The 13,057-nt window shown below is 37.0% G+C and carries 8 protein-coding genes; 7 read left to right on the top strand and 1 reads right to left on the bottom strand.

Annotated elements, in window-relative coordinates:
- Positions 1–7: 7 nt before the first annotated feature.
- The 6 genes from glgC (at position 8) to rluF (ending at position 7,650) form a co-directional block, all read left to right on the top strand.
- On the top strand, positions 8–1,309 hold the full coding sequence (glgC, locus tag HH219_RS08785) for a glucose-1-phosphate adenylyltransferase (protein ID WP_054203797.1): 1,302 nt from the start codon (positions 8–10) through the stop codon (positions 1,307–1,309).
- A 320-nt stretch (positions 1,310–1,629) separates the two neighbouring features.
- On the top strand, positions 1,630–3,171 hold the full coding sequence (locus tag HH219_RS08780) for a glycogen/starch synthase (RefSeq protein ID WP_169327192.1): 1,542 nt from the start codon (positions 1,630–1,632) through the stop codon (positions 3,169–3,171).
- 113 nt (positions 3,172–3,284) lie between these two features.
- Complete coding sequence (locus HH219_RS08775; RefSeq protein ID WP_169327191.1) at positions 3,285–4,496, top strand: HDOD domain-containing protein; 1,212 nt, start codon at positions 3,285–3,287, stop codon at positions 4,494–4,496.
- Between the two features lie 12 nt (positions 4,497–4,508).
- A complete protein-coding gene (locus HH219_RS08770) occupies positions 4,509–5,588 on the top strand; it encodes a DUF418 domain-containing protein (RefSeq protein WP_211842082.1) in 1,080 nt (359 codons plus the stop codon).
- A gap of 46 nt (positions 5,589–5,634) precedes the next feature.
- Positions 5,635–6,705, top strand: coding sequence for an ABC transporter substrate-binding protein (locus HH219_RS08765; RefSeq protein WP_169327190.1), 1,071 nt, complete (start codon positions 5,635–5,637; stop codon positions 6,703–6,705).
- Between the two features lie 63 nt (positions 6,706–6,768).
- Positions 6,769–7,650 carry a 23S rRNA pseudouridine(2604) synthase RluF gene (gene rluF, locus HH219_RS08760; protein WP_169327189.1) on the top strand — a complete coding sequence of 294 codons (882 nt, stop codon included), beginning with the start codon at positions 6,769–6,771 and terminating at the stop codon, positions 7,648–7,650.
- Positions 7,651–7,707: 57 nt separating this feature from the next.
- Here rluF and HH219_RS08755 read toward each other — a convergent pair whose 3' ends face one another.
- Positions 7,708–8,829 (bottom strand): response regulator, encoded by a 1,122-nt coding sequence (locus tag HH219_RS08755; RefSeq protein WP_054203792.1) that lies wholly within the window; start codon positions 8,827–8,829, stop codon positions 7,708–7,710.
- A 178-nt stretch (positions 8,830–9,007) separates the two neighbouring features.
- Between HH219_RS08755 and HH219_RS08750 the strand changes: the two genes are divergently transcribed.
- Complete coding sequence (locus HH219_RS08750) at positions 9,008–12,934, top strand: response regulator (RefSeq protein WP_169327188.1); 3,927 nt, start codon at positions 9,008–9,010, stop codon at positions 12,932–12,934.
- Positions 12,935–13,057: the final 123 nt, after the last annotated feature.

The following is a 13,057-nucleotide window of genomic DNA, read 5'->3' as shown; positions in this document are numbered from 1 at the left end:
ATAAATTATGCCAAGTTATGCAAATCGCTACATTAGTAGTTTAACACGGGAAACCTATGCGCTTATTCTTGCTGGTGGCAGAGGATCACGCCTACATGAATTAACAAACTGGCGGGCTAAGCCTGCGGTTTATTTTGGTGGCAAGCATCGGATTATCGATTTTCCACTGTCTAATTGTATTAACTCGGGTATACGTCGTGTGGGAATTGCGACGCAATATAAATCACACTCGTTGATCCGTCATGTTAATCGCGCGTGGGGACACTTCAAAAAAGAGCTTGGCGAGTCTGTTGAAATCTTACCAGCATCACAGCGTTATGGTGATGAATGGTATTGTGGTACTGCGGATGCTGTTTTTCAAAACATGGATATCATCCGCCATGAGTTACCAAAATATGTCATGATTTTATCTGGGGATCATGTATACCGCATGGATTACGGTGGTTTATTAGCTAAGCATTTGGAAACAGGTGCGGATATGACGGTATGTTGTATTGAAGTTCCGTGTGAAGAAGCCGCAGACACATTCGGTGTTATGACGGTAGATGAAGAAAAGCGTGTTCGTCGATTCGATGAAAAACCAGCTGCACCAAGTTCAATCCCAGGTAAACCGGGTACATGTTTAGCATCCATGGGGAATTATGTTTTTAATACCGAGTTCTTATTTGAGCAATTAAAAAAAGATGCTGAAAATGAAGGGTCTGGACGTGATTTTGGCCATGATATTATCCCTGCTATTATTGAAGAACATAATGTATTTGCTTTTCCATTTAGAGATCCAGGCCATGAAGGTCAACCTTATTGGCGAGATGTGGGCACCCTAGATTCATTTTGGGAAGCAAATATGGAGCTTGTAATGCCAGAGCCTCAGCTAGATTTATATGATCCTACATGGCCAATTTGGACATACCAAGAGCAACTACCTCCTGCAAAATTCATTTTTGATAATGATGAGCGTCGTGGTATGGCCGTTGATTCTACCGTTTCGGGCGGGTGCATCATCTCGGGCTCGGTTGTGCGAAAATCACTGCTGTTCTCAAATGTACATATACGTTCATATTGTGAAATTGAAGAGTCGGTTATATTGCCAGGTGCCATCATACAGCGAAACTGTCGTATTCGCCGTGCCATAATAGATCGCGGGTGCGAGATCCCAGCAGGGGTTGAGATTGGTTTTGACCGTAAAGCAGATGAAGAAAATGGTTTTAGAGTATCTAAAAAGGGTATTGTACTAGTTACCCGTGATATGCTCACTGAGCTTGCAAAAAAACTTGAGCGCCAAGAGCGTGATAAAAAGCAATTAGCCTAGGGTGTGTTGACCTTTCGTGATTGATTTTGCAGCAGTATGTTTGGTATTTAGGCAAGACAGAGCCTATGTAGTGTGGTTGTTCCCCATAAATCGGCGATAACGCAGTATAAATGCCAAACATGCGCTGCCCAAAGGGTTCTTCCTAGGGGCGATTAACTCTTTGTTACCTACACAGATGTAGGTAAGAGGCGTGAGCAGGACGCACAAGCTTTGCTCGATTTTACTTAGCCCGCTCGATTAAATCGCCTCTAGATTGAACGAGTTTTAATCCTGAAAGGTCAAAAGACCCTAATAAATCAGTTGTAGGAAATAAAGAAAATATGCATGTATTAATGGTTGCAGCCGAAAATGACACGTTACCAAATGCTAAAGTCGGCGGTGTTGCTGATGTGATTAGAGATAGTCCAAAAGCATTAGCACAAAGAGGGCTAACAGTTGATGTTGTTATACCTGATTATGGTTTTAGCGTATTGAGCAAAGAGCATCTTGGATTATTATATGTGCCATTTGCAGGCTACATTCATGAAATACATGCATGGGAAATTAACTCAGTTGATAATGGGGTAAGGCAATTAGTTTTGTCTCACCCTTATTTTAGTCAGCATAATGGCGCGGTATATTGCAATGACGAACCTGGTAGGCCATTCGCTACAGATGCAACTAAGTTTGCACTGTTTAATGCTGGCGTTTGTGAAGCATTATTACAAGGTATATTTATACGCCCTGACGTGTTGCACCTACATGATTGGCATAGTACCTGCGCGGCATTATTGCTAAAGTTTGATCATCGTTTTACTGCATTTTCACAATTAAAAACAGTGTTTACAGTACATAATATAGCTTTACAGGGGATCCGACCTTTTAAAGGCGATGATTCGAGCCTTGAAGCTTGGTTTCCATCATTAAGTTATGACGGCCATTTATTGTGTGATCCTAGGTACCCGCATTGTTTTAATCCAATGCGTACCGCGATTAATCTTGCAGATAAAGTACATTTAGTATCACCCACTTATGCGCTGGAAGTTTTAGCTGCAAGTTCACCTGAAAATGGTTTCTTCGGTGGTGAAGGCCTTGAGAAAGATTTACAAAAGGGAGCAGAAGAAAATAAAGTCGTTGGTATTTTAAATGGCTGTGAGTACCCAACTCATGAAGCAAATTCAACACTTCAATTAACTGACTTATATGAAGAAATAGAGTCAACTCTATTTGGTTGGATCGCTCAAAAAACTACATTAGTTAGTAGTTTTTATATTGCTCACCAACGATTAATAGGCTTTCAAAAACAAAAAAATAAAGGACCTTTGATCACCAGTGTAGGCCGATTGACTGATCAAAAGGTATTGTTATTACACCAAACCTATCAAAATAAATATGTAATTGATCATCTTTGTGAAAAATTAGCACAGCACCAAGGCAATATGATTATTTTAGGCTCTGGGGATGAAAAATTAGAGCAGATAATGACAGAAGCCATGGCTCGCAATTGTAATTTGCTGTTCCTTAAAGGGTATGGACATAAAGTGGGGGAGGACCTTTATGAGCTTGGCGATCTATTCTTAATGCCAAGTTCTTTCGAGCCATGTGGAATTAGTCAAATGTTAGCTATGCGTGCTGGGCAACCTTGTTTAGTTCATGGCGTTGGCGGCCTTAAAGATACGATAAATCACTTAGAAACGGGTTTCAGTTTTACTGGTAACTCACTTGAAACACAATGTGAAGGCTTGATTGATTGCTTTTCAGATGCCCTTAATTTACGGGCCCATAAGCCAAAGCAATGGCAGAATATAGTGCAACAAGCGAGGGCGGCTCGCTTTACATGGTCGAAAGTCGCTCAGGAGTACATTAGTAAACTTTATTGTTAGTACTGCAATTTGCCACCTTTCTAGTTATAATGTGTTTATATTTCAAGGTGGCCTAGTCTTTTTTTATTGGTTTATAGGCTTGATTAATAAAAAATACTGTAAAAGGCTGACTAGTGGAAGTATTTGTAGCAAGGCAAGCAATTTTTAATCGTCGGCAGTCTGTGGTTGCCTACGAGTTATTATTTCGTAATAGCATTAAGAATTGCTTTCCTAATATTGACGAAAGTGTAGCTACAGCCAAATTAATTGTAGAAAATCAACTAAACTTCGGCACTCGCCATATTACATGTGGTAAGAAAGCGCTTATTAATATAGGCCCAGATTCATTAAAAATGGATTTGTGCAGCTTTTTACCCCCCCAAGACGTTGTGCTTGAATTATTAGAAACTATAGAGCCGACAGAAGAAAACTATCAATTATGTAAAGAGTTGTTTAAAAAAGAGTTTACATTAGCTTTAGATGATTTTATCTATGATCCTAAATGGGATCGATTTTTGAAATTTGTTAAGTTGATAAAGTTTGATATTCAAATCACTCCTCTAAACCAAATCGAATCGCTTATAGTGCGCTTTAAAAAATACAAAAATTTAAAACTATTAGCAGAGAAAATAGAAACGCTTGCTGATTTTAAAGTTGCTCATGCAATGGGATTCGACTATTTTCAAGGGTATTTTTTTGCTAAACCACTGTTGATCCAACAAAAAGATATAGATATGAATCATGCGCTGGCATTGTCTATCTATGCTCAAGCGATGAAAGAGAATCCTGATATTAATGCGATAGCAGCTCTTTTTCAGCTTGATACTGCCCTTGCTTTCAAATTATTACGGTTGATAAACAGTGGGGTGTTCCCGGTTCAAAAAGAAATAGAATCATTAAAGCAAGCATTGGTGTATCTGGGTCATGATCATATCAAAAAGTTTATCAGTCTTTTAGTGACGGCCCATGTAGCGCAAAGTAAGCCAAATGAATTAATTAAAATGTGCATAATTCGAGCGCGATTTTGTGAATTGATAGCAAAAAAAGTGGCACCAGCCAATGCGAATAGTGCATTCTTAACAGGGTTATTTTCATTGTTGGATGCCATATTAGATAGGCCGATGGATCAGTTGCTTATACGTTTACCTTTCCCTGACATAATCAAGTCGGCGTTAATGGAAGAAAAGAATAATCTTTATTATATCCTCGAAATTGTTAAAGCATATGAATCTGGAAGCTGGTGGGCGCTAGAGCAAGCCGTAATATTATTAAATATCCCAAGTGATATACTGCCAAGTTTATATAAAAATGCTTTAGAATGGTCTAACAACCATAAATATAATTAAAAGGATTTAACAATGCGAAATCACAGTATAGATGTTATTCGTGGTATTGCTGTGCTTGGCTTAATGTATATGAATGCATATTCATTCGGGCTATTTGAATTTGGCTATGTTGCTTCAGCGTCACCTCCGTTTTCAGATCATGTTATTAAATTGAGCAGTCACTTATTTGTCGATGGACGTTTTCGGAGCCTATTTTGTATTCTTTTTGGGGTTGGGTTATATATTCAATGGCAACGAAATAATGATTTATCACGTTTAACTAAGCGTTTAAAAATACTCGCCGTGTTTGGTTTACTTCACGGTTTTTTACTGTGGGCTGGTGATATATTATTCATTTACGCATGCGCAGGTTGGGTCGTAATTAAATACCTCGACGCAGAAAGTAACATGCAATTAAAGCGTGGTTTTCAATTTCTTTTACTCGGTTCAGTTATCACCGTTTTATTAGGTTTATTATCCCCCCCAATCGTTATTACACGTGACTCAGCTGAGTTTTTAGACCATTTTTATACGTATAGTGAATCAGGAAGCTCTGTGTATTTGAGCAACATGGCAATGTTTGGCTTTATGCTTGTGATACTTCCTTTTATTACCGTATGGATGACCGCAGGGCTTATGCTGCTTGGTATTTATGCTTACAAAAATAATGTGTTTGAAAATGGTTTACCTAAAAAAGTGTTAATCATTTCGCTGTTTTGTTCCGGGATTTTAAGCTGCACTAGAATATTACTAGAATCTCAAAATAGCACATTCGATATTGCGATCTTAGAACCTATAACGTGGTTCTCAGCTTTGTTCATGGCTTTAATTATTATACATGTTGTGGTTAAATTAGTAACAGTGAAAGGGATTCTACTTACAGGCTTGCAATCCGTTGGGCGGTTGGCTTTAACCTTGTATATTATGCAAAGTGTTTTGTTAGTGATGTTATTTAAAATGCTTTATCCGGAATGGGTTCTGACATTCGATCGAATTGATTATTGGTTAATTGCTACTTCAATTGCCTTATTTCAGCTCGTTTTTAGTGTACTTTATAGACGTTACTTTGACCAAGGGCCCTTGGAGTTTATTTGGCGTAAATTGGCTAGCTAGTTTATTTGGGACTATTCTCAGAGGTAGTAATAAACTGGAGACATAGATGAAGCGCTATTTATTTATCATTCTATCGTGTATTTCATTGCACTTAAGTGCTGTTGAGCCTTTTTCTGTACTATTTGTGAACCCTTCAGTTAAAGGGGACCCATTTTGGGAGAAAGTACAAAGTATTGCAGAGGTGGCTGCAAAACAAAACAATATAAGCCTGGATGTGATCTATGGAGAAGGCAATCGTTATATTCAGCTCTCGGAGCTTAATAAATACTTACAATATCGCGCTACGCCTGACTATGTAGTATTGCTGAATTACCCCGGTGGGGCTGAGCAATCAATGAATTTGCTTAAGCAGTACAACGTTAATTTTATTACTCTAGAACAAACAATTACAGGCGATGAACGGGGATCAATTGGCGAACCACAAGCACGTTATAAAAATTGGCTAGGTGAAATTTATCATGATAATTTTAAAGCAGGCCGGGGTTTGGCTGATGCATTAATCACTCATTCTAAAAATCAAGGTCGCCAGCCTCACGTTGTGGCTATAAATGGGCATTATGGTACTGAGTCAGATGCAAGAAGCGATGGTTTAAAAGCCTATTTATCTGATAACAAATTGCAATTAAGCCAAACAGTCTATGCGGGCTGGTCAAAACTTGAAGCTATCACTAAGACAAAAAAATTAATTCAACGGTATCCAAAAACTAACGTAATTTGGAGCGCATCTGATTTAATGGCATTGGGAGCTTACACTGGGGTTTCTAATGCGAAAAATTATTCAATTGGTGGCTTTGATTGGTTAAAAGATAATTTACGCTTAATAAAGCAGGATAAATTGGCTGCAAGTGTTGGAGGTCACTTTATGATGGCAGGCTGGGCGTTGATAACATTGGTTGATTTAAGAAACGGCCATGATTACTGGAAAAATAACACCAATATTGAAATAGACCTTGATGTGATCACAAAAGACAATATCAATCAATATGAGTATCTTATTGATGTGAATAATTGGTCTTTTGTAGATTTTAACCGCTATCGCCTTCTCGATAACGAACAACTTAGCTACCGCTTTGATATAAAAAGCCTGCGTAAAGATAACCTTAATCTAGAAAAATAACCGCGCAATATTTTTATTGCTGGTTTAAACTATCGGCCTTTGAAATTAATATGAATATGGCTCATGACAGACTTAAAACGATTAAATAAATTTATTAGCGATACCGGTTTTTGTTCGCGACGAGAGGCTGATAAATATATTGAAGATGGTCGTGTTACTGTTAATGGCATTCGCCCTGAAATGGGCGTTAAAGTTTCAGCGAGTGATAATGTTCTTATTGATGGTAAAGCATTAAAAAAGGTCCCTAAGCGAGCTTATATAGCTTATAACAAGCCTGTAGGGATCACCTGTACAACTGAACGCAAAATTCAAAGTAATATTGTCAAAGCAGTTAACTACCCCGACCGTATATTTCCAATTGGGCGGTTAGATCGTCCTTCAGAAGGTCTGATTTTTTTAACAAACGAAGGTGACATCGTTAATAAAATTCTTCGAGCGGGTAATAACCACGAGAAAGAGTATGTTGTTACCGTTGATAAGCCGCTAAATCGACAATTTGTAAGTAAAATGTCGGGTGGCCTACCAATTTTGGATACTGTTACTAAAAAATGTAAAGTAACTCAAACAGGTGCGCAGCAATTTACCATAGTGCTTACCCAAGGCTTGAATCGACAAATTCGTCGAATGTGTGAATATTTAGGGTATGAAGTTGTTACGCTAAAACGTGTTCGAATTATGAATGTTACTTTAAAGGGCTTAAAGGTTGGGCAGTGGCGCCATCTTAGCGATTTAGAAATGGCAGAGATTAACAACTCAATAATGGATTCAGGGAAAACTCAAGAACATTCAATTGATGAGAATAAAAATAACCTGATTTTCGATAATAAAAAAACCTTTAAAAAACGAGTTGCAAACACGCAAAGCGTCGCTAAAAGTACCATAAAAAGAACATCCCCCCGCACAAGTACAAAACGTGTGACCGGCACATTGAGTTTAAAAAAATAATGACATAATTAACACTAAAATTGACGCAGCTTGCGTTACTTTTAGTGTGATTTTTAATTAAGCATTTAGATGGGGGAGTTCTATTACCCATTCAATACCATTTTTTGAACTCGTTATTTGATATTTACCATTAAGTGGGCCTGAAATAATACTTGCAACCATGGGAGCACTCAGCCCGACATGCCCACTATTACCTCTTTTACTCGTATAGAATGGCTTTAGCAGTTGCTCAATCGATAGCCCTTGTAAGCCATTACCATTATCAGAGTAGTGAATGTCAAATCCATCATTTTTTTCAGTAATAATTATATTAATCTGTGTCTTATCCGCTTGTGGTGCGTGGGTAAAAGAGTCTTGGATTAAATTATTAAATACGAGCGCTAATAACTCAGTATCTAGATTAAAATCTGATTGGTGGATATTCAACTGTAAATTAAACGTCAGACCATGGTATAGCTCTTGAGATAGAGTGAGGATATTTTTAATAAAACTCTCTAAGTTAGTATTTTTAAGTTTCCTAGGCCCCTTTGCTCTAGAGATCATTTTTAATAAATTAACGAACTCAGCTACACGCATCAAATTGTTCTCAGATAAAGTTATGCTTTCACTTGCATCTTTTAACTTGGCTTCTAGTTGAGTTGCGGATAAAGTTTTGTGCATATAACTAGACATAAGCGATTCAATGATGCTCTTTAAATGGGTTACAGCAGTAATGCTTGTACCTAAAGGTGTGTTTATTTCATGGGCAACACCAACAACCATTTGATTAATTGCGTGCGATAACTCCTGGCCTACACGTAAATTATGAGCTTCAATTAATTTAATCTGAGTACTAACGCGCGCGACTATTTCGGCAGGGCGAAATGGTTTTGTTAAATAATCTACGCCACCAGCCTCTAATGCTTGCACTATGTTATCAGTGTCAGTTTGAGCACTTACAAAAATAATGGGGATATGTTTAGATTCGTCTTTGGATTTAAGGGTTTGACATAGCTCTATACCAGACATAACAGGCATTTTTATATCGGTAATAATAATATCTGGTCGTTTTTTTTCAACGAGTTGCAAAGCCAGAGCTGCATTGGTGGCAGCTCTAACAGTATGGTTTTCAGATTTTAAAATTAATTGGAGAACATGTAAATTTTCCACAATATCATCTACAATCAAAATATTAGCCATTTATTACCCCGTTAACATTATCTCATCAAGTATAGCCATAGTTAGAATATTTATTTTTTTAATATGAGTTATTATTTCATCAGCAACACATCAAAAAATGCTTATAGTGTATTTAGCTTGTTTATATTTTTAATACGACTATTTTTTATATGAGCATTAAGTAATTCGAGCGTATGAGATGACTGCAAAGAAAGTATTAAATATCCTCTATATCGTGTTTTGTGCCTTTTTACTAATGTCGGTTTTTATTGTTGTTTTATTCCTTCAGCATAACTTGAAGCAAACTAAAAATCTCGTTGCTTTAGAAAAATTGACTGCGATGTCGACTGAATTAAAAACAAGCTCAGATTCATTAACACGGTTTGCAAGAATGTACGTAATAACCATGGATGAAAAGTGGCGCATGTTATTTGATCATGTTGTTGATATACGCACAGGCTTTGCCTCTCCAGTTGAAAACCCGACCATATATTGGGAACGTTTATCTTTGGCGCCTAAAAGTACAATTCCCCATCGTACTGTACAAAAGTCATGGCCATCATTACTTGAAATAATTCAAAGTAATGATGCGCGCCGTAATGAAGTTGCCGCTTTTAAAAGTGCGTTGGATAGCTCAAATGTTTTGATTGATATTGAGCAGCAAGCGTTTGATTTAATTAAAATAGGAGGACAAGAAAACGTTGCTAACGCTCGGCTTTTGTTGTTTGGTGAAGTATATATAAAAGAAAAAAGTAAAGTCATGTTTTCAATAAATAGTGTACTTGCTGAAATAGAAGCACGAAAGTCCTTAGATTTAAAAAAAGCCGCGGAGCATTTACAGTTAATAAAAGCCCTCGGTATTTTGTGTTTTGGAGGGATAGTAGCCCTGCTGCTTTTTTCATATACGTTATTAAAAGGCAGATATTTTTCACCGATTAAACGGATCCACGATGCTGTATTTACATCTATTAAGCTACATAATCACCAAATTGTTTTACCAAATGATGTTAAAGGGGAGCTGGGTGAGCTTATTGGTGCATTTGAGTTAACGCTTAAAAAGTTAAATTTTAAAATTAGTGCATCTAAACATATTAAAGCTTTTAATCATGCTATTCGTGGTATTCACAAACCTAAAGACATCATCGAAGAGTCATTACAATTTATTTCACTAAACTTTAATTCGCCGAGCTGCGCGATATTTAAAGTAAACGGGAATAACCTAATATTAGATGAATATATAGGTCATATCCCTATTTTTGATGAAAGCAGTGCACAAGCAAAGGCGTTATTAAAAAAGCAAAACGTTCAGACGATGACTGCTTTGGAAAATAATTCAATTAAGATCATTGTCAATGGGCAGCAAATCCTAATTCAAGAAGCCCATTTAATGCCTTTAATCGTCAGTGAACAATGTATAGGTGCACTCTACATAGCCTCCACATCTACTTACCATAAAGCGCAAATAGAAACACTTGAAGAAGTATGTAACGACTTAGCGATTGCAATTAAATTAGGAGTCAATATTGAAAAGCAAAATGCAGTTGAGGTTGCCTTATCACAACAGCTAGAGCTTAATCATCATATTATTAATGCGATTCCAAACCCAACATACTACAGAGATAAGCAAGGGTGCTTTATGGGGGTTAATAAAGCCTTTTTAAACTTTATAGATAAATTTGAAGCTGACGTTATTGGCACTACGGTTGACTTTATTTTCGAACAGCAAGCGGCTGCCGTATTTAATGAACAAGCGAATGAAATTATCAAAGATCGAGCGAATGTAGAATATAGCATGGTGACAATGAGCGGTAATGATCAGCCCGTTGAATTAGTGATTTATGAAGCTCCATTTTTTGATAACAAAGGAGTTGTGTCAGGAATTGTTGGGATGTTTTTAGACGTTACAAAACGCAATGAACTTGAGCGAGATCTTGTAGAAGCTAAAGAAACGGCGGACCGTTCTGCAAAAGTAAAAGGTGAGTTTCTTGCCAATATGAGTCATGAAATCCGAACGCCAATGAATGCGATAATTGGCATGGCACATTTAGCGATGGGGGCTCAATTAAATGAAAAACAGGCTAATTATGTTAATAAAATAGACATTGCTGCGAAGCAATTATTAAGATTAATCAATGATATTCTAGATTACTCTAAAATAGAAGCGGGAAAAATAGAGATAGAGCAAACGGCTTTTGGATTGGATAAATTATTAGAAACAGTATCAACAGTTACCAGTATTAAAGCACAAGAAAAAAACTTGGAATTGGTATTCGATATCCCCCCTTCTTTGCCCAATAGTTTTATAGGCGATCCACTAAGATTAAGCCAAGTATTAATCAACTTAGTTGGTAATGCGGTAAAGTTTACAGATTCAGGGAGTGTAACAATTAAGATTGTGGCTGAATCAATTGACGATAAAAATACTGAATTGAAATTCTCTGTCAAAGATACTGGCATAGGTATGGATAGGCAGCAACAAAAAAGGTTGTTCAGTTCGTTTTCCCAAGCCGACTCATCTATCACAAGGAAGTATGGCGGTACAGGATTAGGATTAACAATCTCTCAACAGTTAGTAAAACTAATGGGAGGCGAGATTTATTTAGAGAGCACATTAGGTGAGGGATCAGAATTTTACTTTAATGTGAATTTACCTATAAAAGATGAATGTGAATTAAATGGTACTTTACCCAAATCATTTGCAAATTATCAGGTACTGATAGTTGATGATAATGCTCAAGCATTAGATGTTTTGGAAGGTATCCTTGTAAATGCCGGATTACAAATAACGAGACGAGATAATGCAACTGCCGCAATTGAGTTGTTAAGGCACGTTAATGATGATTTCGATCTTTTAATCATGGATTGGCAAATGCCAGAAATGGATGGTTTGAATGCTATAGAGTTACTTAAGAATGAAGACTTATTAGCTAATACAAAGGTTATGTTAACAACAGCGTATGGAAGAGAACTTGAATTAAATGAAGATCAAAAACGCTTATTAGATGCAATTATATTAAAGCCAATAAACCCTTCTTATTTAATTGATTCTTTAGTTGCATGCTTTGGCACATATACATCAGAACAGCCGTTAAAAGAACAAACTTACGCACATGATGCGCTTTTAAACATAAAGCTTCTTTTAGCTGAAGACCAACCTGTAAATCAAGAAATCGCCTATGAGATTTTAACCAGCTTTGGGGCACATGTTGATATTGCAAATAATGGTGAAGAAGCTATAAAGAAAATAGAAAAGGAAAAGTATGACCTTGTTTTAATGGATATGCAGATGCCCGTATTAGATGGGATCAGTGCGACTAAAATCATCAGAGAGGGACTTTCAAATAAGGCACTCCCTATTTTAGCGATGACAGCAAATGCTATGCAACAAGATATAAATCGATGCACAAATGCTGGAATGAATGGTCATATAGCAAAACCAATAGATGTAAATATGCTTGTTGAACAAATTTTGCTGCACGTTGCAAAATCCCCTATACAAAAGATGAGGGAGCCAACTTATATTGAGCCTGACTTGACATCTATTGCGAAAACGAAAGTAGTTGAAAAGTATTTAGATGGGGTTAACTTAGATGAAGGAATTGAGCGTGCGGCAGGTAATGAGTTGGCCTATTTCAGCATACTATCAAAATTTTTATCGCAACAAGTGGAAGAGCTAATAAACCTTAAACAGGCAATTACTATAGAAAACTATGAGCTAGCGTCAAATTTATTGCATGCAATTAAAGGTGCCGCTGCGAATTTAGCTGTTTATGTGATCGCAGATAAAATGAAGAACCTAGAACAAAGCTTAAAAGCTAACCTGATCGATGCTCATGATATTGACAGTCTTATTGAATATGTTAAGAAAATAAACCCACAATGTTTAGCAATTATAGAATCAATTAGTTCGAGTAAGCAAAAAATCAACGAAGTTGATAATCAGGGAGGGCTTATCCAAAAACTATCGCAAGCGCTTAAAGATTTTGATACTGAGGCTAGTGAAATCGTCCAATGCTTATCTGTTAGTGATACCCTAGAGCTACAGCAAATAAAAAAACTACAAGAAATGGTGAGTCGTTTTGAATATGTTAAAGCAGATATGTATTTGACTCAGTGCTTGGCCTAGGGCATGTTGACCTTTGTGGGTTGAGATTTGTTCAATCTAGGGGCGATTTAATCGCAACGCGAGGTTTGGAATCGAGTGGGCTCGATAACTGCTCCTGCGTTATTCTACTGGCTCACATCCATG

Origin of the sequence: Pseudoalteromonas sp. NEC-BIFX-2020_015 (assembly GCF_012952265.1) — a bacterium.
Classification (GTDB): domain Bacteria; phylum Pseudomonadota; class Gammaproteobacteria; order Enterobacterales; family Alteromonadaceae; genus Pseudoalteromonas; species Pseudoalteromonas neustonica.
This window is presented reverse-complemented; position numbering and strand designations above follow the sequence as displayed.

What these genes read in the sequence shown, in the direction of transcription:
- HH219_RS08755 (WP_054203792.1), bottom strand. Translation starts at nt 8,829, where the DNA reads ATGGCTAATATTTTGATTGTAGATGATATTGTGGAAAATTTACATGTT.
- rluF (WP_169327189.1), top strand. Translation starts at nt 6,769, where the DNA reads ATGACAGACTTAAAACGATTAAATAAATTTATTAGCGATACCGGTTTT.
- HH219_RS08765 (WP_169327190.1), top strand. Translation starts at nt 5,635, where the DNA reads ATGAAGCGCTATTTATTTATCATTCTATCGTGTATTTCATTGCACTTA.
- glgC (WP_054203797.1), top strand. Translation starts at nt 8, where the DNA reads ATGCCAAGTTATGCAAATCGCTACATTAGTAGTTTAACACGGGAAACC.
- HH219_RS08770 (WP_211842082.1), top strand. Translation starts at nt 4,509, where the DNA reads ATGCGAAATCACAGTATAGATGTTATTCGTGGTATTGCTGTGCTTGGC.
- HH219_RS08750 (WP_169327188.1), top strand. Translation starts at nt 9,008, where the DNA reads ATGACTGCAAAGAAAGTATTAAATATCCTCTATATCGTGTTTTGTGCC.
- HH219_RS08780 (WP_169327192.1), top strand. Translation starts at nt 1,630, where the DNA reads ATGCATGTATTAATGGTTGCAGCCGAAAATGACACGTTACCAAATGCT.